The organism is Vreelandella hamiltonii (assembly GCF_014651775.1).
GTDB lineage: Bacteria > Pseudomonadota > Gammaproteobacteria > Pseudomonadales > Halomonadaceae > Vreelandella > Vreelandella hamiltonii.
In genome coordinates, this window is sequence record NZ_BMXN01000011.1 from 60555 (window position 1) to 82879 (window position 22325).

A 22325-nucleotide genomic window follows, 5' to 3' on the forward strand; every position below is an offset into this window, starting at 1 on the left:
TGAGCATAGCGGGCGTTCTAGAGCAATGCAGAGTTTTTACGGCTTATTGGCCATTGCCTGTCGGCGTCAGCGTGATTTCGACACGACGGTTTTGTGCACGCCCCTGTTCGGAGTCATTGCTGGCAACCGGCCGAGTCGCACCGTAACCCAAGGTGTTCAGACGCATGGAGGAAACGCCATTCTGCCCCAGGTAACGACCTACCGATTCGGCACGGCGCTCGGAAAGCCGCTGGTTATAATCCGCGTTGCCCGTGCTGTCGGTGTGGCCAGCAATATTGACGCGGGTATCCGTGTACTGGGTCAAGACATTGGCGACTTCATTGAGTGCACTGCGTGCGTCGCTGGTCAGGTCAGCAGAGTCGAAACCAAAGGTCACGCTGCTGGGCATGTTCAAGACGATGTCGTCGCCGCGACGGTCGATCTCGATACGAGACCCCTGCAGGTTTTCACGCAGCTGCTGCTCCTGGCGGTCCATGTAGGCCCCGACCCCAGCACCGGCGGCGGCGCCAACCGCTGCCCCGATCAACGCTCGGTCACGACGGCTAGTGCTTCCATCACCAGACAAGGCACCCGCTGCGGCACCAATGGCTGCCCCAATGCCCGTACCCACCGCTGTACTGGAGCGTTGTGTTTGACCACCATAAGGGTCGGTGGTGGCACAGCCCGCCACCAGAATAGCCGCCGCCAACGGGGTCAGTAGTCGGAACATACGCATCACTCACTCCTTTTACGATTAGGTTTTGCCTTTGTTATCACTGCTCACTCATCACTGATCAGTGCCAGCAGTTCGTTCAAGAATAATAGACCTTGAGGAGAAGCACGCAGCTTTTCGGGCATTTCCACCAAAAGTCCTTTTTCGTGAGCGATTTGTAAACGGTCAAGTAACAGTTCGACAGGCTGGCCCGTATGCGCTTGCCATGTCTTCAGGCTTGCCCCTTCCGTCAATCGCAGTGCATTCATGGCAAATTCCAGCGGCAGCTCATCGGCTTCGATCGGCTGTTTGCCGGCCACGAAACCACGTGGATCGTCGAGACGCCTCAAATAAGACTGAGGCTGGCGGGTTTTCCAGCGGCGTTCGATCTGCCATTGGCCATTCTCGTCGATACACGTCAACTTGCCGTGGGCACCCGCTCCAATGCCCAGATAGTCGCCGAAGCGCCAATAGTTCAGATTGTGCTGGCTTTGTGAGCCGAGGCGCGCATAGGCCGATATTTCATAACGCTGCAGCCCTGCCCGTTCAAGGCGCACATGCCCTGCTTCCTGAATGTCCCACAGCGCTTCCTCTTCCGGTAACGGAGGAGGATGTGAGAAAAAAGCCGTATTGGGTTCCAGGGTCAATTGGTACCAGGAGAGGTGTTCCGGCGCCAATGCCAAGGCCTGGTCGATGTCTTCCATGGCCTGTTCAGGCGTTTGCTGGGGAAGCCCATGCATCAAGTCGATGTTGATATTATCGAAGCCCGCCGACCTGGCCTGCCCCACGGCCGTCAATGCCTCTTGCCCACTGTGGATGCGCCCCAGGGCCTCTAGCTGCACCGGACGAAAACTCTGTATCCCCAGCGACAGCCGGTTGATACCCGCCTCTCGGTAACCTACGAAACGCTGCTGTTCGGTCGTGCCTGGGTTGGCTTCCAGAGTGATCTCGATGGTCGGTGCAAACGCCAAACGCTGCTGAATACCCTGAAACAGCCGCTGATAGAAGTCCGGCGAGAGCAGGCTAGGCGTCCCGCCGCCAATGAAGATCGTTTGCAGAGGGCGTTCGGCTGCCAGAGGAAGATCGTGCTCCAGATCAGCCAATAGCGCAGCCAGATACGCCTCTTCAGGGAGCCCTTGGGCGCCTGGCTCGTGAGAGTTGAAATCGCAATAAGGGCACTTGCGAACACACCACGGGGTGTGGATGTAAAGCGACAGGGGCGGCAGTGCCTCAGCCATGCGCCACCTTCAGGATATCCACGAGATCGTGCAGCGCACGCCCGCGGTGGCTCAACCGGTTCTTGGACTCTGACGCCAGCTCAGCCACGCTCATGCCTTGATCCGGTAACCAGAACAGAGGATCGTAACCAAACCCACCATCCCCACGGGGATGCGCCAGAATTTCGCCTTCCCAGCTGCGCTGTACGATGACGGGGACAGGGTCTTCGGCATGACGCAAATAGACCAGCACACACCAGTAGCGGCCACTGCGCTGGCCTTCCGCACAGTCGGCAAGCGCCGCCAGCAGTTTCTGATTGTTGCGTTCGTCACTCTTCGGCTCACCGGCATAACGCGCAGAGTAGATACCTGGTGCTCCTTGCAGTGCATCCACCTCCAGCCCCGAATCGTCTGCCAGGGCAGGTAACCCGCTGACTCGGCTGGCTTCACGAGCTTTTAACAGCGCATTCTCAACGAAGGTCAGTCCGGTTTCTTCCACGTCTTGCACGCCAAACTCTGCCTGTGCTCTTACATCGAGCCCAAGCGGGGCAAGTAACTGATTGAACTCTTTAAGTTTTCCTGCGTTTCCACTGGCCAGGACAAGCGTCGTACCCGTCGACATATCGAAACCTCCAAACAGGGAGCCTCAGTTTACGCTGAACAGAAACACAGCTAAAGCACATGGAATGTTTACCCAGCGTATTTTTATGGTTACCGCCCAATCGTTCGAAGATGACTCATTTATAAAATATAAATCAATAACTTGGCTTTTAGATAAAAAAAGAATAACAATATGAAAATTACTTTACTCATTATTTTGATAACATTTCTTTACGAAAAGTATCTTATAGGCAACACTGTTAGGGTCGCCTGCTGATGTTCTCCTTGAATGAGGCTCCCCCAATGTCCCAGCAAAAGACCCCCGGCTTGGTGTACATCGTCACCGAAAAAAGCCCTCAAGCACAGCTATTTGCTGATTACCTGCATGAGCACACGGGCTGCAGTGTGAGCGTTCACTCACCTGCTGCTCAACTGCCTGCGACAATCACCGATCGACTGTTGATCCTCATCGACAGCGACCATATCGGCGTCGATGCACTGCCAGAATGGCAGGACAAACTGTCGGATTCGCTCGCGAAATCACCGCTGGCAGCCTTCAATGTGCGAGATATGGATCACGCCTTGGAAGCACTCTCCTGCGCTCATTTGAAAGGCGTTTTTTACCGGGACGAAAGCCTGGAAGTGATCTGCAAGGGCATCCTCTCATTGCTGGAGGGGGAGTTGTGGATGTCACGCGACTTGATGGCGCGGCTTATCCTTTTTTACCGCAAGTATCAGAGCAACGCCTTTCGCCCGGCTTGTGGCCTGACCAATCGAGAGATGGAAATCATTTCACTGCTGAGCAATGGGTCGTCCAACCAGCAAATCGCCGACAAGCTGTTCGTCAGTGAGCACACGGTGAAGTCACATCTTTACAATATCTTCAGAAAAATCAACGTACACAATCGTATTCAGGCGCTCAACTGGATCCACCAGAACCTGGGCCCCATCCTCCCCAACATGGAGGCCGCGCGAAGCCTGCAACGGCATCGCTAGGCACAGGGGTAAACGCCATGAACCTTCGCCATTTCTTGATCATGACGGTACTGCTGAGCTCAGGATCAGGGCTTTACAGTCACGCCAATGAACCTGCTGACCCCGCCAGCACCTTGCCCGTCAATGAGCAAGCGGAGATAGATGCCATCAATCAGCTGTCGAGCCCAGATGGCCCGGAAGTTCAAGGCCGAGTGAACAGGGGCAGTGAGCTGACCGGCATCATGGTAGATCGAACGATCACCATGGCCGGAAAAACGTTCTATCGCGCCTTCAGTCAGCGGGCGATGGATAACCTGATCATCGGCAACGCCACCCTGACCATTCAAGAGCGCCCAGATGCTCGCTGGGGAAGCCAGATCTGGGTCATGGAAGGCAACCGCATGTATTTCAGAACACAGCTCTCTCCCCGAATCAACGAAGCGGACCGTGTTGCCGGAGAAGCTGTAAATATCGTGGAAGAAGCGCTGCTTCAACAGCAGCTTACCGCCGCCATCACATCCGATAAAGACCTGGGTAGAGAGGAGTTGAACTGATGAACACTCACCGCAAAGCCTGCGCTTTCGCTACGGCTGTCATGTTGGGAGTCGTTACTCTTGAGAGCGTTGCAGGCGAATTGATCTATCGCCCATTGAACCCTTCGTTTGGAGGGGACCCGTTCATGGGCACCTATCTGCTGGGCAAAGCCCAGTCACAGGATACCAACGTCGATCCCAACGCACGCGGTATCGAGCCGATCTCTTCCACCGAGCGACTCATCCAAAGCCTGGAGAGTCGGCTGATCTCTCAGCTGATCACGGATGTCGGGGCGGGCAACATTGGAGAGGGCTCCTTCGATAGCGGTGAATTTAGCGTCGTCGTCCGCGATGAAGGGGGGCAACTGATCGTGAGAGTGGTGGATAAAGTCACTGGCGACGTGACCAACATCAGCGTCGGTGGGCTATTCAACCCTTAGCAGCGTTTCGGCACACACAACACATAACACCATCACTTACAGTGTCGTCAGGGGATCAACATGAAAATCATCGCGTCCATGCTCCTTGTCAGCCTCCTGAGTGGCTGCGCAGGAATGGTGGCCAACTCCGAAAACCTTGAAGGAGCGCAGGCCACACTTACCCCCAGAGGAGCCACGTACCAGGACCTGGTATCGCTACCGCCACCCGCAGGCAAAATTTTCGTTTCTGTGTATGACTTTCGTGATCAGACCGGGCAGTACCGTCCCGCACCTGCCAGCACCTTTTCAACGGCGGTGACGCAGGGGGCTGCCGCCATGCTGACCGGCGCTTTGGCTGATTCGGGATGGTTCATACCGCTGGAGCGGGTAGGGTTACAAAACCTGTTGACGGAACGACGTATCATCCGCGCAGAGTTCGAGCGTTTTGGCCAACCCGATAATTTGCCTTCTCTCAGAGCAGCTTCCGTCATGCTGGAAGGCGGCATCATTGCCTATGAATCCAACATCCGTACGGGGGGGGCCGGGGCTGAATACTTCGGTATTGGTGCGTCGGGACAGTATCAAGTAGACCAGGTCACCGTGAATTTGCGCGCCGTGGAGATCTCGACGGGTGAAATTCTGGCCAACGTGACCACGACCAAAACCATTTATTCCAAAGAGCTGCGTGCCGGTGTTTACCGTTTCATCGATTTCAGGCGTCTTCTGGAAGCCGAGGCAGGTATCACCACGAACGAGCCCGTTCAGTTGGCCGTCATGTCAGCCATTGAATCTGCGGTCATTCACCTGATCGCACGTGGCGTCGAAAACAATCTATGGAACTTGCCCAACGGCACGACGCTGCAAAATACCGTACTAGCAGACTATCTGAATGCGCCAATACCTGCTTTGTAATCAATGACGGCGTTAGTTCATAAAAAGACGCGGCCCTATCTTTGGATAGGGCCGCGTCTTTTTATGCCATCACAGCATTAGGAAATTCATACTTTTTTGGTAGTAAATTATGAGAAAAACCCTCTCGTAACTATTCAAACTGCTTATGGCGTCAACCCAATAATCGATCAAACTCAACACATGAAATACAAAACGATACAAAAAGTTTCAGAGGGATGAAAAATGAAACCTTCCGCAGCATCTCACACCAGTAACAAGACGCGACTCCTGAAGATCGCCGCTTCAAGCCTGGTGGCAGCGATGGTATCGATTTCAGCCTCGGCCAACGCCGCTGACCAACGTATCGAACAGTATTTCAATTCGGTAGACACTGCCAGGCAAGGCAACTACAGCATCATCGAGCAAGTCGGCAATAACAATCAGGCAATGGTTTCACAGTCTTACTCAGCGAGTTACCAGAGAGGCAACTTTTCTCGAATCACTCAGCTGGGCAGCAGAAACATTGCCGTCATGGAGCAACGTGGGGGAAATAACTTCGGGGTGGTATTCCAACAAGGCAACCATCACAAAGCACATCTCACCCAAGCTGGAAACCAACAATCGCTTGAAGCCTATATCAATCAAGTGGGTCATCAAAGCGATATCCAAGTTTCACAATCGGGGAGTGGCTACCGCAGCATCGGCGTAGAGCAACAAGCCTACTCCAGCACCCTGCGCCCAGTCACCGTCGAAACTTACTGAGTTGCTGCCGCTATCTCAGTAACCAACGAAGCAAGCCATCATAAAGGGGATGTAACCATGAAAACTCAAATCACTACTATCGCTGCTGCCATCGCACTGACCATGAGCGCTGCCGCCATGGCACAAACGGCTCCCAGCTGGCAGTTCAACGGCTCCCGCGCAGCGGTCGATAGCATGGCTGGTTCACTGTATGCCGGCAGTGCCGTAGGCAGCGACTCCCAGATCGAGCAAAACGGTGACTTGAACCGTACCTCGGTCACCCAGTGGGGCACCCAGGATTCTCGCATCAAGCAGGAAGGTAGCTTCAACCGTGCTAACGTCACTCAAGACGAAATCGTCGGCACTGCCAGCACCGCGCCTGGTAACAACTACTCCACGATTACCCAGTCCGGCCAGTTGAACACTGCCTACGTTACCCAGGAAGGCGTCACCAACGACTCCATCGTCGTACAGAGTGGCAAAGGCAACCTGGCCAACGTGGACCAGCAAGGTCAGCTCAACGACTCTTGGGTACAGCAGGAAGGTTGGGCTAACGAGTCCAACGTGGTGCAAGATGGCGATTTTAACGATAGCTACGTGAAAGCATCCGGCAACTTCAACCGCACTTACACTACCCAAACCGGTGATGAGCTGGACAGCGATATCATCCTCAATGGCAGCTTCAACTACGCAGCCGTCACTCAAACCGGCTACGGTCATGACTCTTTCATCAGCACCAATGGAAGTCTTAACACCCACTTCGTCAACCAAAGTGGTGCCTTTAACGGAGCAGGCCAGCACTTCTCGCAAATCGTGACCAACGGCAATGGCAACTACAACGTGGTCAGCCAAGGCCACTAAGCAATACCGAATGCTCGCTACCGCCCCTTCGGGGGCGGTTTTTTTATGCCTTAACGCACCATCAGCGTCAGCGTGCCACCTTTGCCCTGAGTCGAAGAGCGGGAACGGTTGCTGCCCTTGACGATATCGACTTCCAGCCGCTCGTCATCGCTCAACAGCTTGACGGTGCCTTCCAACGTATCGCCTTCGAAGGTGAATTCTGCTGGAACCGTACCACGGGTTTCCGGATGCTCGACGGTTTCGCCGTCATGGGTAATGCGCCACTCGGCGGAGAACTCTGCGCCAGGGGAGCCGCTCATGGTGATGTGGATCTGGGTCATATCCTGCTCCTGTGCGGCCAACCCTGCCAAGGGCGAGCCAAGGGTGAGAACGGCGGTGAATAGCGCGCCGTAAAAGCGTGAAGCGTGATAAACCGGCCGTCGTATCATGGTGAGCTACCTCGGTAACCACAAGGGCCGCTCATGTTGAGCGGCCCTTGTAGTGTAGCAGTCGACATACCCCCCGTTACTGAATACTACATGACGGCAAAGGCTTTTTCGGCGGCATCCAGCGTGAGCTGGATATCTTCTGGGGTATGGGCGCTGGACATGAAGCCCGCTTCGTAGGCAGACGGTGCAAGATAGACGCCATGGTCTAGCATCGCACCAAAGAAGCGGCGGAAAGCATCCGGGTTGCACGCCGTGGCCTGAGCGAAATTATCGACCCGAGATTGCGAAGTGAAGAAAACGCCGAACATTCCCCCCGCCGACTGGGTCAACATGGGTACCCGCGCGGCGTTGGCACGCTCCTGCAGGCCGTTGCACAGGGTTTGCACACGCTGGGTAAGAGCATCATGGAAACCCGGCACCTGCAGCTTGGTCAGCAGCGCGACGCCTGCGGCCATGGCCAGCGGGTTACCCGACAAGGTGCCTGCCTGATACACCGGGCCAAGCGGCGAGATGTTCTGCATGATGTCACGCTTGCCACCGAACGCCCCGACCGGCATGCCCCCGCCCACGATCTTGCCCAAGCAGGTGAGGTCAGGCGTGATGCCGTAATAGGCCTGGGCCCCGCCCAGGGCCACACGGAAGCCGGTCATCACTTCATCAAAAATCAGCAGGCTACCGTACTGGTCGCACACACGGCGCAGGGTTTCCAGGAAACCAGGCTGGGGTGGGATACAGTTCATGTTGCCCGCCACCGGCTCGACAATGATGCAGGCAATCTGCTCACCGATCTCGGCAAAGCACGCTTCCACGCCTTCCGGGTCATTATAAGAGAGCGTGATGGTGTGCTCGGCAAGCGCAGCAGGCACACCGGGCGAGCTGGGCTCACCGTGGGTCAGCGCACCAGAGCCTGCCTTGACCAGCAACGAATCCGAGTGGCCATGGTAGTTGCCTTCGAACTTGACGATCTTGTCTCTTCCCGTAGTGCCCCGCGCCAGCCGGATGGCCGACATGGTCGCCTCGGTACCGGAACTGGTCATGCGGACCATCTCCATGGACGGAATCATCTCGCAGATCAGGTCCGCCATGGTGGTCTCTACTGCCGTAGGCGTGCCAAAGGAGAGCCCATTATCCAGGCGCGCCCGCACGGCGGCGAGCACGTCCTGGTCGGCATGACCGGTAATCATCGGCCCCCAGGAACCGATATAGTCGATGTAACGATTGCCCTCGACGTCGAACAGGTAGGCCCCCTGGGCGCGCTCCATGAACACCGGGGGACGATGCAAGCCTTTGAAGGCGCGCACCGGCGAGTTCACGCCACCGGGAATATGGCGACTGGCCAGATCAAATAATTCTGCAGATGTGGTCATGGCATCCTCTATAGCAATAGCTGACGGACAATAAAAATCAAAAGCGTGCAGGGCGTGATAGACGTTGAGGCAAACACTGCCCGCTGGGCGGCTGATAGCCGTGTGACAAACTCTCCCAGGTAAAGTGCTGTGCCTGTTCGCAAGCCGTAGGTAAGCGCTCACCTACGGCTAAACGAGCGGCCAGGGCGGAAGCCAGCGTACATCCGGACCCGTGAAATACTTCCGGCAGCCTGGGCCACTGCCACTGGCGAGTGGTATCGGGCGAATGCAGTGTGTTGACCACCTGCTGCCCGCTGCCGGGCAGAGGCTCATCCGTGGCGGTGACCAGTACCGCCTGGCACCCGCGCGACAACAACGAAACAGCGCGGGCCGTATCATCGAACGGTGCGTCGATCTCAGGCGTGAGCGCGATCAGTTCATGACGGTTGGGCGTCAGGATATCCACAAGGGGAAGCAGACGGTCACTATAAAGCTTCTGCAAACGGGGTGTGGATAACTCAGTGCCGCCGCCCGCTTTCAAGACGGGGTCTGCCACCACCGGTACACCCGGAAAACGCCGCACGATCTGCTCGACCGCACGCAAGGTCGCTTCGTCCGCCAGCAAGCCCAGCTTGATGGCGGCAATCTGCATGTCGACCAGCGCTTCTGCCATTTGCCGCATGGCAGCTGCATCGGCTGGTAATACCGTGGTGACATTATGGCAGTTCTGCACGGTCAGGGCGGTGGGAATGGTCACTGCCCAGCCACCACACGCGGCGATGGCTTCGCTATCGGCGACCAGTCCAGCGCCGCCGGTAGGATCATGGCCTGCCAATACCAGTACAACGGGAGGAAGTGGTTGGCGCATCAAAAGGGTTTCACTACCGCCAGAAGAATGATGGCGATCAGGGCCACGACAGGGGCCTCATTGAACCAGCGGAAGAACACGTGGCTCTTGGTGCAGCGATCCTGAGCCAACTGCTTCAAATAGATCAGACATACGTGGTGATAGGCCACCAGCAATACTACCAGCGTCAGCTTCACGTGCATCCAGCCCTGAGTGAACCAGGCAGGTACCAGGTAAAGCAGCCAGCCGCCAAACAGCAGCACGACGATCATGGAGGGCGTCATGATGCCGCGATAAAGCTTGCGCTCCATGGTCTTGAAGTAGTCGATGGCCTGGACATCCCCCTTGTCGCGCGCCATCGCGTGGTACACGTATAGCCGTGGCAGATAGAACAGTGCAGCAAACCAGGTCACAACGGCCATCAGGTGAATGGCCTTTATCCACTCGTACATGGTCTCTCCTTAATAGGTGCGCTCATTGCGAAACAGTGGGGTCACGGGGGTCAGAATGACGTGTATCGGTATAGTGGTAATAGCGCTCGATGGCGCCGCGAGTAATGATACCTGAAATTCGCTGCTGCTTTGGTCGGTAGCCATGAATCACGTAGAGCGCATCCAGCGTATTGTCCTGCAGCTTGAGGAAGGCTTCCGACAGGGTGGACTGCAAACCGATGGGGGCCATTTCCAGCCGCTGCCCGGGAATTTCCAACAGGTCGATCAACTCCTCCTCTTGCGCGGCTCCCTCTTTCAAGGCTTCGTCATGCTCCAGCAACCAGCGGGCCAGCTCTGCCGCTTTCAAGCCCAATACCGGCTTGTCGTCGCTGGATCGTTCGATCACCAGCCAGGTAGGGTTGGTCTCCAGCCGCTGGCGGGCCTGCTCGAGGGTGATCATGCGCTCGGTACGCACCAGAGAGCGCTCCATGACCGCAGGCACCGACACTCTGGAAAGCGCCTGCATCAACGGCTGCTGCAAGGGGTGCATGCCATACCGCACCGAACTGACGAAAAACCCTTCACAGCCCGTCAACTGTCGCGAGGTCAGGCAAGCCACCACCACCGCCAGCATGCCAGGCAACATCATGTGGGGAGTGTGGGTCAACTCCAGCAGTGCCATCAAGGCCGCCAGCGGAGCCTGCAGCACGGCGCCCATCATGGCGGCCATCCCCAGCATGGCATAAATCCCGGGATCTGCCGCCTTGTCGGGCCATAGCCAGCCACCCAGCATGCCTGCCAGTGCGCCGGTGGCTGCACCCGACACCAGCACGGGGCCGATGATACCGATCGGCACTCCGCCCGCCACGGTCAGGGCCGTGATCAGCAGTTTGCCGATCATCAGCGCCAGCAATACGCTAACGGTCAGTTGGTTATTCAGCGCCGCGGCCAGGCTATCGTAGCCAATGCCCTGTATTTCAGGAAACCACCACGCCAGTGCTCCCGTGGCCACTCCAACGCTGCCCAGCCTCAGCCATAACGGCAGCCCTCCCAGGAAGGCATGGCGTGCCAGATGAATGAATACGCCAGCCATCAGGCCAATCACTAGCCCCGTCACCACTATCCAGGGCAAATTCATCAGCGAGCCAAGCGCTACTTCAGGGATGCGGAAGGCTGGCTCGTTTCCGTACGCCAGCTGAGCCACCAGCGCACCCATGGTGGAAGCCAGGATCACCGGCATAAAGCTCATCAGGGTGTACTCCATCATGACCACTTCCATGGCAAAGATGACCCCCGCGATGGGCGTATTGAAAGAGGCAGAAATACCCGCCGCCGTTCCACAGGCCACCAGCACACGCAGGCTGTTGTGCGGCAGCCGCAGCCGCATCCCCAGGCCACTGGAAGCCGCCGCCCCCAGATGAATCGCCGGTCCTTCACGGCCAGCAGAGAGACCGCCCAACACCGATACCACCCCGACCCACCACTGGTTGAGCCAGTTACGCAGTGGAAAACGCCCCTGATGGTAGGTCAGGCGCTCGATGACATGGCCGACGCCCAGCTTGCGTGCGGTGGCCTTCTGACGATACAGCAGCACACCGATGACGCTCACGGCCAGCAGGGGCAGCAGCACTCTGACCCACGGGGGCAGCGCTTCGAAGCCTTCCGGGTTACCGTCCGGCATGTACAGCGCGGCTCCCGCCTCCAGCAGCAGCCTGAATGCCACCATGACGGCCCCGGTCATGACACCGGACACCAGGCCCAGCACACACAGTTGCGGCAAGGCATCCACATTGGCCAGCTGGCGACGAAAACCCTCTAAGGTGAAATCTGACCGCGAAAAACCTGCCACAACGCTCGTCCTTGGTTGGGTAGAGTGGGTCTACGACACGCAGTGCTCTTATGCGCCTGCTCTCTTGTGTATCATAGCTGGAGACACATCAACAGCCTCGCAAAACTTGCTAGGCTGCTAATTACCGCTGCCAGGACTGTGCAGAAGGCGCAAGGAGTGATCTGTGATAAACGTTGGCATTGTAGGCGGCACTGGCTACACCGGTGTTGAACTTCTGAGGCTGCTGGCCCAGCACCCCGAGGTAAATGTTCAAGCAATAACGTCGCGCTCGGAAGCAGGCGTCAAGATCTGTGACATGTACCCCAACCTGCGAGGCCACTACGATACCCTGACCTTCAGTGAGCCCGATGCCAAGGCCCTGGGGGCCATGGACGCCGTCTTTTTTGCCACCCCTCATGGCGTGGCCCATGCGCTGGCAGGCGAGCTATTGGCCAACGGAACCCGCGTCATCGACCTGTCGGCCGACTTTCGACTGCGCGATGCCGACGAGTGGAGCCGCTGGTACGACCAGCCCCACGGCGCCCCTGAACTGTTGAAAGAGGCGGTCTACGGCCTGCCGGAAATGCATCGTGAAAAGATCAAGACCGCGCGTCTGATCGCGGTACCCGGCTGCTACCCCACCGCCGTTCAGCTGGGTTACCTGCCGCTGCTGGAAGCGGGCCTGATCGACCCGAATCAGCTGATTGCCGACTGCAAGTCCGGGGTCACCGGCGCTGGGCGTGGTGCCAAGGTCGCCTCGCTGTTGGCCGAAGCCAGCGAGTCCATGAAAGCCTACGGTGCAGGCGGCCATCGCCATCTGCCGGAAATTCGTCAGGGCCTGGGCGACATGCAGCCAGACACCGTGGGATTGACCTTCGTCCCCCACCTGACTCCCATGATCCGCGGTATCCACGCCACGCTCTACAGCACCCTCAGCACCGAGCCAGGCGACTTGCAGGCACTGTTCGAAAAACGCTTTGCCGATGAGCCGTTCGTGGACGTCATGCCCGCCGGCAGCCACCCGGAAACCCGCAGCGTAAAAGGCAACAATACCTGCCGCATCGCCGTGCATCGTCCGGGCAACGGCAATACGGTGGTGGTACTTTCCGTCATCGACAACCTGGTCAAGGGTGCCTCCGGCCAGGCCATCCAGAACCTGAACTTGATGTTTGGCTTCGATGAGCAGATGGGCCTCAACGCCCCCGCTCTGATGCCTTGAGCCGCAGTAATTCCCGGCAATAGTTGACCATTTTGCTGGGAATTACCCATAATCCCCCCATGCCGTCTATTCGTTCCTAAAGCTCGCGGGAGGTACCCATGAGCGGTGCAGAAGCTTTTGTTCCAACCCCTTTAATGCTGTCCGACAGTGCACGCCAGCGCATCAAGGCACTCATGGCCGAAGAGCACAATCCAGCCCTCAAGCTGCGTGTCTATGTCACCGGTGGTGGCTGTTCCGGCTTTCAGTATGGTTTTGACTTTGCCGACAACGTGGCAGAGGACGACACCCTGATCGAATTCGGAGATGCCACGCTGGTGGTAGACCCCCTCTCCTACCAATACCTGGTCGGCTCTACCGTGGACTACGAAGAGGGCCTGGCAGGGGCGCGTTTTCGCGTGCAAAACCCTAATGCCACCACCACCTGCGGCTGTGGTGCCTCGTTCATGGTATGACCAGCGTTGGTCGCAACGACTTCCCCATGACTTGACGCCTTGGCGGTTTCTCGCCAAGGTAAAAAGGTCAATAACGGTTCATCGACCGGTTTATAAGAAGAAACACGCTATAAACGGTGACGGAAACCACATAAAACTCGGGGAAACTAATGAAACACTTTTTTACCACCTCCGCTATCGCCACTGCCGTTGCACTGGGCTTGGGCAGTACCACTGCGTTTGCTGACACACCCACGGTCAATGTGGTGACTGACCCAAGCTTTGTGCCCTTCGAGATGCTCGACCCCGAAACCGGTGAAATGATCGGCTTCGACATGGACATCATCAACGAAATCGCCGAACGGGCTGGCTTCGACGTCAATCTCACCACCATGGAGTTCGCGGGCATCATTCCGGCCGTCCAGACCGGCAGCCAGGAAATTGCCATTGCCGGTGTGACCATCACCGAAGAGCGTGCGCAGATCGTCGACTTCTCTGACCCCTACTACGACTCGGGCCTGCAGATCATCGTGCGTGCCGACAACGATGACGTAGAGTCCATCGAAGACCTGGCCGGGCTCTCCATCGCCACGCGCATCGGCTCCACCAGCTACGACTTCCTGCAAGAACAGCTGGGCGACGACGCCGATATCACTCCCTATCCAGGCAATAGCGACATGTACATGGCCCTGCTGGGGCGTAACGTCGATGCCGCGTTCTACGATGCCCCCAACGTTGCCTACTTCTCGCAAACACGCGGTGAAGGTCGCACCAAGGTCGTCGGCCCCCTGTACGAAGGCCAGCAGTACGGCATCGTTTTCCACAAGGGTAGCCAGTGGGTAGAACCCGCCAATGAAGCACTCGCGGCCATGCGTGAAGACGGCACCTACGACGAGATTTACCAGAAGTGGTTTGGTGAGTCCTCCGACGAAGAGTAAGCACTGTCTGAGGTAAGTGCGTTATCTCGCGTTTACAGGGCCGGGCGGCCTAGCCCCCGGCCCTGAATCATTGTGTGGTGCTGTTCTGGAGACGTCACGTGGAAGTCACTTTTCAATTCGACTGGGCGGCCGCTTTCCGCTCGATTCCCTACTTGTTACCCGGTATTCCGTGGACACTGCTGATCTCGTTCGGCGGCCTGGCCATTGGCTTTTTCATCGGCATCTTCTTTGGCCTGCTGCGCATCAGCCGCACGCGCTGGCTGCGCTGGCCAGCCATCCTGTATGTCGAAGTCTTTCGCGGTACGCCCATCCTGGTGCAGGTGCTGTTCATTTTCTACGGCCTGCCCCAACTGCTGGGTGGCCCCATCAATGCGCTGGTGGCCGGCATTGCCGCCATTGCCGTCAATTCGGGGGCCTATATCTCCGAAATCGTACGCGGAGGCGTGCAGTCGATCGAACGCGGGCAACGCGAAGCGTCGCTGTCGCTGGGGCTCTCCCGAGCGCAGTCGTTTCGTTACGTCATCTGGCCTCAAGCCTTCCGCCGCATGATCCCCCCGCTGGGCAACCAGGGCATCATCAGCATCAAGGACACCTCGCTGTTTTCCGTCATCGGGGTGGGCGAGCTGGTGCGCCAAGGGCAGATCTACATTGCCACCACCTTCACGGCGCTGGAAGTCTATTTCATGGTCGCCCTGATGTACCTGGCCATTACCTGGACCCTCTCTATCATCCTGCGCCAGTTGGAACGGCGCGGCGTCGTTGGCCAATAAGGAGCGCACAATGACTTCGACCTCATCGCCCATTGTGCAAATGCAGAAGCTCAACAAGCACTTTGGCAGCCTGCATGTGCTCAAGAACATCGATCTGGAAATCGTCCCCGGAGAAGTCGTCGTCGTGATCGGCGCCAGCGGCTCCGGTAAATCCACGCTGATCCGCTGCATCAACGGGCTGGAAGAGTTTCAGTCCGGCAGCCTCGATGTCGATGGCAATACGCTGCTGCCGGATGGCAAAAGCAGCAAGGCCCTGCAAACCATCCGCACCGAAGTCGGCATGGTGTTCCAGCAGTTCAACCTCTTCCCTCATCTGAGCGTCATCGACAACATTACCCTGGCCCCCATGAAAGTGCGTGGCTGGAGCCGTTCGGATGCCGAAGAGACGGCTCAGCGGCTGTTGGAACGCGTCGGCATTGCCGATCAGGCACAGAAGTACCCCAGCCAGCTCTCTGGAGGGCAGCAGCAGCGGGTTGCACTGGCGCGTGCGCTGGCCATGGAACCCCGGCTCATGCTCTTCGACGAGCCCACCTCGGCGCTAGACCCGGAGATGATCGGTGAAGTGCTGGACGCCATGCGTGAGCTGGCCAAGGAAGGCATGACCATGGTTATCGTGACCCATGAAATGGGCTTTGCACGGGAAGTAGCCGACCGCGTCATCTTCATTCACAAAGGGGAAATCACCGAGCAAGGGCCACCGGAACAGCTGTTCGACGCACCTCGGCACGAACGCACCCAGTCCTTCTTGGCGCGCGTATTGAAACACTAGCAGCCCATCAGGGCACCTCAGAGACCGGCCTGTCCTTGCGACAGGCCTTTTTTTTGCCTGTGGATAATATTTTTTCCTCGGCGGTCACTATCTGGCTAACACCCGCGCCATGGGCATCTTTCAACGCATATGATGGTCACCAGATCACTTGTTCACAGGTGCGGTAACAAGCGCGGTAGCCAGCGGTGGATAAGCCGTCGTTAACCTGGCCTGTGGGTAAGTAAGCTTTTCATCCACAGCTCCGTCACCGCTTCTACGCAGGCACTCCGCCGGTTCGCCACTACTTGGTCAACAATACAAAATAATGATTCATATAGGAAAAAATCATTTATCAACAGATTTTGTCCACACCATTAGTAACTACATTTACAGAACTTCTCTTATATATTTTTATTTTGTTATTAATTTATAAAACCACTGATAGCAGGGGTGTGGAAAAACCTGACGGTTACCCACAGGAGGTTTATACTGGCGGGCTTATTCCAACAGCGGTGATCCGCTGACCACATCATCCGTGCCTTGGGCACAAGACGAGGTGTCTCTTGAACTACCCCGACCGCTTTGACGTGATTGTCATCGGCGGTGGCCATGCGGGAACCGAAGCCGCATTGGCCTCTGCTCGCATGGGCTGTCAAACCCTATTGCTGACCCACAACATCGAGACGCTGGGCCAAATGTCTTGCAATCCCGCCATTGGTGGGATCGGCAAGAGCCATCTGGTCAAGGAGATCGATGCGTTGGGTGGTGCCATGGGGCTAGCCACGGATTTGGGCGGCATCCAGTTTCGAGTACTCAACGCACGTAAGGGGCCTGCCGTACGCGCGACCCGCGCCCAGGCAGACAGGATCCGCTACAAGGCCGCCATTCGCGGCATGTTGGAAAACCAGCCAAACCTGACGATTTTCCAGCAGGCGGCTGGCGACCTCATTGTGGATAACGACACCGTACGTGGTGTAGTGACCGAGACAGGCATTCGTTTTCATGCCGAGTCGGTGGTGCTGAGCACGGGCACGTTCCTTGGCGGGGTTATCCACATCGGGTTGGACCAAAGCCGTGGTGGCCGCGCAGGCGACCCGCCTTCCAATGCGCTGGCTGAGCGACTGCGGGCACTGCCTTTTCACGTCGACAGGTTGAAGACCGGTACCCCTCCGCGTATCGATGCCAAATCCGTCGACTTTTCACAGCTGGAAGAGCAGCCAGGCGACACGCCCACGCCGATCATGTCCTACTTGGGGCATCGGGGCATGCATCCTCAGCAGGTGAGCTGCCATATTGCGCACACCAACGAGCGCACCCACGAGATCATCCTGAACAACCTCGATCGTTCCCCCATGTACTCTGGGGTAATCGAAGGCATCGGCCCCCGCTACTGCCCGTCGATCGAAGACAAGGTGCATCGCTTCGCCGACAAATCGAGCCATCAGGTGTTCATCGAACCGGAAGGCCTGGATACCCACGAGCTCTACCCCAATGGGATCTCCACCTCACTGCCCTTCGATGTGCAGCTGCAGGTCGTGCGCTCCATCAAAGGGTTGGAAAATGCCCATATCACGCGCCCGGGTTATGCCATCGAGTATGACTTCTTCGACCCGCGGGATTTGAAGCACTCGCTGGAAACCAAATTTATCCACAACCTGTTTTTTGCCGGGCAGATCAACGGCACCACTGGCTACGAAGAAGCAGGTGCTCAAGGGTTGCTGGCGGGGCTCAACGCGGCACGGCGAGCCAAGCAGCTGGAGGCGTGGTACCCACGTCGTGACGAGGCGTATCTAGGCGTTCTGGTGGATGACCTGATCACCATGGGCACCAAGGAACCCTATCGCATGTTCACGTCGCGCGCCGAGTATCGGCTGCTGCTGCGTGAAGACAATGCCGACCTCCGCCTGACCGAGCAGGGCCGCCAGCTGGGGTTGGTCGATGACACCCGCTGGGCGGCTTTCAGCCAGAAACGTGATGCCATCGAGCGTGAAGCCACGCGCTTGTCCAGCGCCTGGGTACATCCCAACAGCCCGGCTGCCGCCAGCATCGCCGAGAAAACCGGCAAGCCGCTGTCGCGGGAGTACTGCCTGAGCGATTTGCTGAAGCGCCCTGAACTGACCTACGCCGATATTGCCGACCTGCCGGGCATGGAAAGCGGCGGCGTGGAGGATGAAGCTGTCGCCGAACAGGTGCAGATTCAGGCCAAGTATCAGGGGTACATCGATCGTCAGCAGGACGAAATCGACAAGCTCAAGCGCCACGAAGCCACTGCGCTCCCCGCTGAGCTGGATTATCACAACGTGGAGGGGCTTTCCCACGAGATTCGCCAGAAGCTCAGCGCCGCGCGGCCGGAAACCCTTGCCCAGGCTGCCCGTATCTCGGGAGTGACGCCTGCTGCCGTTTCGATACTGCTGATTCACCTGAAAAAGCGCCGCCTGATCAGCCATACCGAGGTTGCCAACGGATGAGTTTCTTGCCGCCGCTGATTGAAAGCCTGCCCGGTAGCGTAGCCCCCAGACTGGAGCAAGGGCTGGCCCAACTGGATATCGCCATTACGCCCACCCAGCGTGAGCAGCTGCTGGGGCTGCTGGCGCTATTGCACAAGTGGAACCGGGCTTATAACCTCACCGCCGTACGCGACGTCGATGAAATGGTGTCTCGCCACGTGCTGGACAGCGCGGCGGTGGCGCCCTTCATACGGGGGCCCCGACTTCTGGACGTAGGCGCCGGGCCAGGCTTGCCTGGGCTGGTGCTGGCGATTTTGAAGCCCGAGCTTCAGGTGACGCTGCTGGACAGCAACGGCAAGAAGGTTCGCTTCCAACGGCAGGCCGTCATGGAGCTGGCGCTGAGCAACGTGACGCCCACTCAGGCAAGAGTCGAACAGTTTGCGGGCCAGCACTTCGATCAGGTGATCTCGCGGGCCTTCGCCAGCCTGGTGGACTTCGTGACCTTGACGCGCCCGCTACCGACCGCCGACGGCCAGTGGCTGGCCATGAAGGGCCCCGGTGCCGATGACGAGCTGCGCGACCTGCCAGCAGGTGTTGAACTGAACGCTCGGCACCTGTTGAATGTACCCTTCGAGACGGCCGAGCGGCAGCTGTTGATCCTGACCCCAAAAGGAGTTGAGTAGTGAGCCAGATCATTGCCCTGACCAACCAAAAAGGCGGCGTGGGCAAGACCACTTCAGCCGTCAATCTGGCCGCCAGCCTGGCCGCCCTGGACCGGCGCGTACTGTTGGTCGACCTCGACCCCCAGGGGCATGCCAGCATGGGCAGTGGGATCGACAAGTACGATCTGGAAAAGAGCGTGCTGGACGTGCTGCTGGGGGAAACCTCGGCCAGCGACGCTATCGTGCGCGGTTTGTCGGTTCGTTACGATGTCTTGCCGGGCAATGGCGATTTGACGGCGGCGGAAGTCGAGCTACTGGACGCCGAGCAGCGGCAGAGTCGCCTTTCTCAGGCGCTGGCCAGCGTGGCCGACGAATACGATGTGGTACTGATCGACTGCCCGCCGTCGCTGAACATGCTCACGGTGAATGCGCTTACTGCAGCCCATGGCGTACTGATCCCGCTGCAGTGTGAATTTTACGCTCTGGAAGGACTCTCGGCGCTGCTGGATACCGTGGAACAGATCAAGCAGAGCGTGAATCCCGAGCTTGCCGTCTCCGGTATCCTGCGCACCATGTACGACAAGCGCACCAGCCTCACGCGGGAAGTGGACAAGCAGCTACGCGACTTTTTCGGCGATGCGCTGCTGAAAACCACCATTCCGCGCAACGTGAAAGTGGCAGAAGCGCCAAGTCATGGCCTGCCCGTGACCCAGTACGCCCGTTTTTCGCGGGGCAGCCAGGCCTACCGCGTGCTGGCCAAAGAGATGATTCGACGGTTGTCACTGTAACGCCTGTCGTTACGGCGGCTGTCGCTGTAAGGTTCGAAGTACGTAACGTTCAACGAGGGAAAGCGAATGACGCGTAAACGCGCGCTAGGACGTGGCCTGGATGCCCTGATTGGTGCGGGCGCCCGTCGTCGTGACAGTTTGGACCTGACCAGTAGCGCCTCACAAGGCACAGAGGCCCTTCTGCCGGAAGGTGCTTCCGCAGAGGCAGCGCAGGACGATGCCCATGCCGAACGCCTGGAGCGGCTGCCGCTGGGGCAACTGACGCGGGGCAAGTACCAGCCTCGCCGCGACATTCAGCCTGAGGCACTAGAGGAACTTGCCGACTCCATTCGCGCCCAGGGGGTCATGCAGCCAATCGTCGTTCGCCCGATTGGCCCGGACCGCTATGAAATCATTGCCGGTGAACGGCGCTGGCGCGCTGCCCAACTGGCCGAGCTGGATGTCATTCCGGCGGTCATTCGCCATGTCAGCGACGACGTGGCACTGGCGCTGGCACTGATCGAGAACATTCAGCGTGAAAATCTCAATGCCATCGAAGAAGCGCTGGCATTGAAACGTCTGGCTGAAGAGTTCGAGCTTACCCAGCAGCAGGTGGCCGATGCCGTGGGCAAATCCCGCACGCAGGTGGCCAACCTCCTGCGCTTGCTTGCCCTGGACCCGGAAGTGCAGACCCTGCTGGAGCGTGGCGATCTGGACATGGGGCATGCCCGTGCCCTGCTATCGCTGAACAGCGCCCAGCAACGCCAGGTGGCCCATGAAGTGGTCAACCAGGATCTGACGGTGAGAGACACCGAAGCGCTGGTAAAAAAAGTGCACGACACCCAGCAGGCGCCGGTGGCATCGGCCAAGAAAGTGGCCAAGACCGCCGATGTGGCGCGTCTCGAAACGCACCTTGGTGAGCTGTTGGGCGCGCCTGTCTCCATCGATCACGGTCAGAAGGGCAAAGGCAAAGTCACCATACGTTATACAAGCCTTGAAGAGCTGGATGGCATTCTTGCGCACATAAAGTAGCAGGCTAATGAAATATGCGGCCTTTTTTTAACCCTTTGGTCGCAAGTAAACGCCAAAACGTACGAAATCCGTGCAACTTCGGTTGAAGGTGTGATAGCGCTTCCCTATAATCCGCCGTGTTTGTCGAAAGCTTGCTTGGACGAACGGGCGTACTCGGTATCCCATTGAGCAGCAGCCCAGCCTGCACGGAGTCGTGGTCAAAGTGAAAAGTGCAGCGCCTGCACGTCGGCGTCTATTGGATTTTCGGCGGCTGTTTCTTGCTCAACTGGTGGTGATCTTGCTGGTGGCCATGTTGGCAAGTGTCATGGTCGGCATCGAGGCAGCAGGATCTGCCCTGTCGGGGGGGATGATCAGCCTTCTACCGACCATCTATTTCGTGTGGCGTGGCCAAAGGCAGCAGCGCAGCCGCCAACCACAGCGTAATGTGCTCAACTTATATCAGGCTGCAGCAGGCAAGTTTGGTTTGACGGTGGCGTTATTCGCCATAGTGCTGACGACAGCGCCCCCTTCAAACCCAGCTTTTTTCTTTGTCGCCTATGTGGTGGCCCAACTGATGCACTGGCTAGCCCCCTGGCTCGTGCATGAGCGGTCAACCCTTTAAACTTGAGGAAGCAGTATGGCAGCGGATAACGAAATATCGGCCATCTATTACATACAGCACCACCTCCAAAACCTGACGTTCGGAAAGCACCCGGAAAATGGTTGGTCGCTTGCGTCCACCTCTGCCGAAGCGACCGAAATGGGTTTTTGGGCCATTCACCTGGACACGATGGGCTGGTCCATCGGCATGGGTGCTCTGTTCCTGTGGCTGTTCCATAAAGCGGGCAAAGCAGCGACTACCGGCGTCCCGGGCGGCCTGCAGAACGCCGTTGAAATGGTCATCGAGTTCATCGATAACCTGACCCGATCTACCTTCCACGGCAACAACAAGAACATCGGCCCGATCGCCTTGACGCTGTTCATGTGGATTCTGCTGATGAACAGCCTCAAGCTGATCCCGCTGGACTACTTCCCGGAGCTGTTCGGCAAGCTGGGCGTGGGCTACATGAAAATCGTTCCCACCACTGACATCAACGCCACGCTGGGTATGGCCATCGGTGTCTTCCTGATGATCATCTACTACAGCTGCAAGGTGAAAGGTGTTGCTGGGTTCGGCAAGGAGCTGGCGCTGACGCCGTTCAATACCTGGCTGTTGGCACCGTTCAACCTGATTCTCGAAATCGTCGGCCTGCTGGTCAAACCGATCAGCCTTGGTTTCCGTCTGTTCGGCGCCATGTTTGCCGGTGAAGTTATCTTTATCCTGATTGCCCTGCTACCGTTCTGGGCGATCTGGATGCTGGATGTGCCGTGGGCCATCTTCCATATTCTGGTGGTTTCGCTGCAGGCCTTCATCTTCACGACGCTGTCTATCGTCTATTTGAGCGCCGCGCACGAGCATCACTGAATCCGAGCAACGCTTTGCATTAAACCCTTAACCTAAACCCTTGAAATTAACGCACTATC

The 22325-nt window shown here is 57.8% G+C and carries 25 protein-coding genes; 17 read left to right on the top strand and 8 right to left on the bottom strand.

All coding sequences use genetic code 11. The features are described from left to right. Window positions 1-43 precede the first annotated feature (43 nt). Genes IE091_RS10870 through rdgB form a run of 3 tightly spaced genes read right to left on the bottom strand, consistent with a single transcriptional unit; the run spans window position 44 to window position 2530 of the window. A complete protein-coding gene (locus tag IE091_RS10870) occupies window positions 44-715 on the bottom strand; it encodes a YiaD family glycine zipper/OmpA-like lipoprotein (protein ID WP_039179089.1) in 672 nt (223 codons plus the stop codon). Between the two features lie 44 nt (window positions 716-759). Next, window positions 760-1929 (bottom strand): radical SAM family heme chaperone HemW, encoded by a 1170-nt coding sequence (gene hemW, locus IE091_RS10875; protein ID WP_189463646.1) that lies wholly within the window; start codon window positions 1927-1929, stop codon window positions 760-762. Beyond that, a complete protein-coding gene (gene rdgB, locus IE091_RS10880; protein ID WP_026001914.1) occupies window positions 1922-2530 on the bottom strand; it encodes an RdgB/HAM1 family non-canonical purine NTP pyrophosphatase in 609 nt (202 codons plus the stop codon). Before rdgB ends, hemW begins: the two co-directional genes overlap by 8 nt. A gap of 281 nt (window positions 2531-2811) precedes the next feature. Here rdgB and IE091_RS10885 point away from each other — a divergent pair, with 281 nt between their 5' ends. The 6 genes from IE091_RS10885 to IE091_RS10910 all read left to right on the top strand — a co-directional run bounded on the left by IE091_RS10885 (window position 2812) and on the right by IE091_RS10910 (window position 6928). Beyond that, window positions 2812-3504 (top strand): LuxR C-terminal-related transcriptional regulator, encoded by a 693-nt coding sequence (locus IE091_RS10885; protein ID WP_039179084.1) that lies wholly within the window; start codon window positions 2812-2814, stop codon window positions 3502-3504. A gap of 17 nt (window positions 3505-3521) precedes the next feature. Further along, a complete protein-coding gene (locus IE091_RS10890; protein WP_039179081.1) occupies window positions 3522-4037 on the top strand; it encodes a CsgE family curli-type amyloid fiber assembly protein in 516 nt (171 codons plus the stop codon). Between the two features lie 41 nt (window positions 4038-4078). Next, the gene (locus IE091_RS10895; RefSeq protein WP_373294998.1) at window positions 4079-4456 is read left to right on the top strand and encodes a curli assembly protein CsgF; all 378 of its coding nucleotides are present in this window, start codon (window positions 4079-4081) and stop codon (window positions 4454-4456) included. Window positions 4457-4516: 60 nt separating this feature from the next. Next, the gene (locus IE091_RS10900; RefSeq protein ID WP_039179075.1) at window positions 4517-5347 is read left to right on the top strand and encodes a CsgG/HfaB family protein; all 831 of its coding nucleotides are present in this window, start codon (window positions 4517-4519) and stop codon (window positions 5345-5347) included. Window positions 5348-5569: 222 nt separating this feature from the next. After that, on the top strand, window positions 5570-6088 hold the full coding sequence (locus tag IE091_RS10905) for a hypothetical protein (RefSeq protein WP_144983954.1): 519 nt from the start codon (window positions 5570-5572) through the stop codon (window positions 6086-6088). Between the two features lie 57 nt (window positions 6089-6145). After that, the gene (locus IE091_RS10910; RefSeq protein WP_144983957.1) at window positions 6146-6928 is read left to right on the top strand and encodes a curlin subunit CsgB; all 783 of its coding nucleotides are present in this window, start codon (window positions 6146-6148) and stop codon (window positions 6926-6928) included. A gap of 50 nt (window positions 6929-6978) precedes the next feature. On the opposite strand, the gene IE091_RS10915 is transcribed toward IE091_RS10910, so the two are convergent. The 5 genes from IE091_RS10915 to IE091_RS10935 all read right to left on the bottom strand — a co-directional run bounded on the left by IE091_RS10915 (window position 6979) and on the right by IE091_RS10935 (window position 11829). Next, window positions 6979-7356, bottom strand: a complete 378-nt coding sequence (locus IE091_RS10915) for a hypothetical protein (protein ID WP_039179070.1) — start codon at window positions 7354-7356, stop codon at window positions 6979-6981. A gap of 86 nt (window positions 7357-7442) precedes the next feature. Further along, window positions 7443-8723 (bottom strand): glutamate-1-semialdehyde 2,1-aminomutase, encoded by a 1281-nt coding sequence (hemL, locus tag IE091_RS10920; protein WP_039179067.1) that lies wholly within the window; start codon window positions 8721-8723, stop codon window positions 7443-7445. Between the two features lie 37 nt (window positions 8724-8760). Continuing rightward, window positions 8761-9570, bottom strand: coding sequence for a bifunctional hydroxymethylpyrimidine kinase/phosphomethylpyrimidine kinase (thiD, locus tag IE091_RS10925; protein ID WP_189463647.1), 810 nt, complete (start codon window positions 9568-9570; stop codon window positions 8761-8763). Continuing rightward, a complete protein-coding gene (hemJ, locus tag IE091_RS10930; protein WP_016915595.1) occupies window positions 9570-10001 on the bottom strand; it encodes a protoporphyrinogen oxidase HemJ in 432 nt (143 codons plus the stop codon). Before hemJ ends, thiD begins: the two co-directional genes overlap by 1 nt. A gap of 22 nt (window positions 10002-10023) precedes the next feature. Beyond that, the gene (locus tag IE091_RS10935; protein ID WP_189463648.1) at window positions 10024-11829 is read right to left on the bottom strand and encodes a chloride channel protein; all 1806 of its coding nucleotides are present in this window, start codon (window positions 11827-11829) and stop codon (window positions 10024-10026) included. Window positions 11830-11992: 163 nt separating this feature from the next. Here IE091_RS10935 and argC point away from each other — a divergent pair, with 163 nt between their 5' ends. The 11 genes from argC (at window position 11993) to atpB (ending at window position 22266) form a co-directional block, all read left to right on the top strand. Next, complete coding sequence (gene argC, locus IE091_RS10940; RefSeq protein WP_189463649.1) at window positions 11993-13027, top strand: N-acetyl-gamma-glutamyl-phosphate reductase; 1035 nt, start codon at window positions 11993-11995, stop codon at window positions 13025-13027. Between the two features lie 98 nt (window positions 13028-13125). After that, entirely contained in the window at window positions 13126-13479 is a 354-nt protein-coding gene (erpA, locus tag IE091_RS10945) for an iron-sulfur cluster insertion protein ErpA (protein WP_026001913.1), read from the top strand. 149 nt (window positions 13480-13628) lie between these two features. Further along, complete coding sequence (locus IE091_RS10950) at window positions 13629-14396, top strand: transporter substrate-binding domain-containing protein (RefSeq protein WP_100731122.1); 768 nt, start codon at window positions 13629-13631, stop codon at window positions 14394-14396. 98 nt (window positions 14397-14494) lie between these two features. Continuing rightward, the gene (locus IE091_RS10955; protein WP_016915590.1) at window positions 14495-15166 is read left to right on the top strand and encodes an amino acid ABC transporter permease; all 672 of its coding nucleotides are present in this window, start codon (window positions 14495-14497) and stop codon (window positions 15164-15166) included. A 10-nt stretch (window positions 15167-15176) separates the two neighbouring features. After that, complete coding sequence (locus tag IE091_RS10960; RefSeq protein ID WP_144983966.1) at window positions 15177-15935, top strand: amino acid ABC transporter ATP-binding protein; 759 nt, start codon at window positions 15177-15179, stop codon at window positions 15933-15935. Window positions 15936-16477: 542 nt separating this feature from the next. Next, the gene (gene mnmG / locus IE091_RS10965) at window positions 16478-18382 is read left to right on the top strand and encodes a tRNA uridine-5-carboxymethylaminomethyl(34) synthesis enzyme MnmG (protein ID WP_189463650.1); all 1905 of its coding nucleotides are present in this window, start codon (window positions 16478-16480) and stop codon (window positions 18380-18382) included. Beyond that, window positions 18379-19044, top strand: coding sequence for a 16S rRNA (guanine(527)-N(7))-methyltransferase RsmG (rsmG, locus tag IE091_RS10970; RefSeq protein ID WP_189463651.1), 666 nt, complete (start codon window positions 18379-18381; stop codon window positions 19042-19044). Before mnmG ends, rsmG begins: the two co-directional genes overlap by 4 nt. Next, complete coding sequence (locus IE091_RS10975; protein WP_039179044.1) at window positions 19044-19811, top strand: ParA family protein; 768 nt, start codon at window positions 19044-19046, stop codon at window positions 19809-19811. Before rsmG ends, IE091_RS10975 begins: the two co-directional genes overlap by 1 nt. A 66-nt stretch (window positions 19812-19877) precedes the next feature. Continuing rightward, window positions 19878-20822, top strand: coding sequence for a ParB/RepB/Spo0J family partition protein (locus IE091_RS10980; protein ID WP_189463652.1), 945 nt, complete (start codon window positions 19878-19880; stop codon window positions 20820-20822). A gap of 202 nt (window positions 20823-21024) precedes the next feature. Continuing rightward, window positions 21025-21423, top strand: a complete 399-nt coding sequence (locus tag IE091_RS10985; protein ID WP_229800817.1) for an ATP synthase subunit I — start codon at window positions 21025-21027, stop codon at window positions 21421-21423. A gap of 15 nt (window positions 21424-21438) precedes the next feature. Beyond that, complete coding sequence (gene atpB, locus IE091_RS10990) at window positions 21439-22266, top strand: F0F1 ATP synthase subunit A (protein WP_016915583.1); 828 nt, start codon at window positions 21439-21441, stop codon at window positions 22264-22266. The last annotated feature ends 59 nt before the right edge of the window (window positions 22267-22325 follow it).

Coding starts and splice junctions, on each gene's coding strand:
- IE091_RS10870 (WP_039179089.1), bottom strand. CDS start 715: ATGCGTATGTTCCGACTACTGACCCCGTTGGCGGCGGCTATTCTGGTG.
- hemW (WP_189463646.1), bottom strand. CDS start 1,929: ATGGCTGAGGCACTGCCGCCCCTGTCGCTTTACATCCACACCCCGTGG.
- rdgB (WP_026001914.1), bottom strand. CDS start 2,530: ATGTCGACGGGTACGACGCTTGTCCTGGCCAGTGGAAACGCAGGAAAA.
- IE091_RS10885 (WP_039179084.1), top strand. CDS start 2,812: ATGTCCCAGCAAAAGACCCCCGGCTTGGTGTACATCGTCACCGAAAAA.
- IE091_RS10890 (WP_039179081.1), top strand. CDS start 3,522: ATGAACCTTCGCCATTTCTTGATCATGACGGTACTGCTGAGCTCAGGA.
- IE091_RS10895 (WP_373294998.1), top strand. CDS start 4,079: ATGTTGGGAGTCGTTACTCTTGAGAGCGTTGCAGGCGAATTGATCTAT.
- IE091_RS10900 (WP_039179075.1), top strand. CDS start 4,517: ATGAAAATCATCGCGTCCATGCTCCTTGTCAGCCTCCTGAGTGGCTGC.
- IE091_RS10905 (WP_144983954.1), top strand. CDS start 5,570: ATGAAACCTTCCGCAGCATCTCACACCAGTAACAAGACGCGACTCCTG.
- IE091_RS10910 (WP_144983957.1), top strand. CDS start 6,146: ATGAAAACTCAAATCACTACTATCGCTGCTGCCATCGCACTGACCATG.
- IE091_RS10915 (WP_039179070.1), bottom strand. CDS start 7,356: ATGATACGACGGCCGGTTTATCACGCTTCACGCTTTTACGGCGCGCTA.
- hemL (WP_039179067.1), bottom strand. CDS start 8,723: ATGACCACATCTGCAGAATTATTTGATCTGGCCAGTCGCCATATTCCC.
- thiD (WP_189463647.1), bottom strand. CDS start 9,570: ATGCGCCAACCACTTCCTCCCGTTGTACTGGTATTGGCAGGCCATGAT.
- hemJ (WP_016915595.1), bottom strand. CDS start 10,001: ATGTACGAGTGGATAAAGGCCATTCACCTGATGGCCGTTGTGACCTGG.
- erpA (WP_026001913.1), top strand. CDS start 13,126: ATGAGCGGTGCAGAAGCTTTTGTTCCAACCCCTTTAATGCTGTCCGAC.
- IE091_RS10950 (WP_100731122.1), top strand. CDS start 13,629: ATGAAACACTTTTTTACCACCTCCGCTATCGCCACTGCCGTTGCACTG.
- IE091_RS10960 (WP_144983966.1), top strand. CDS start 15,177: ATGACTTCGACCTCATCGCCCATTGTGCAAATGCAGAAGCTCAACAAG.
- rsmG (WP_189463651.1), top strand. CDS start 18,379: ATGAGTTTCTTGCCGCCGCTGATTGAAAGCCTGCCCGGTAGCGTAGCC.
- IE091_RS10980 (WP_189463652.1), top strand. CDS start 19,878: ATGACGCGTAAACGCGCGCTAGGACGTGGCCTGGATGCCCTGATTGGT.
- atpB (WP_016915583.1), top strand. CDS start 21,439: ATGGCAGCGGATAACGAAATATCGGCCATCTATTACATACAGCACCAC.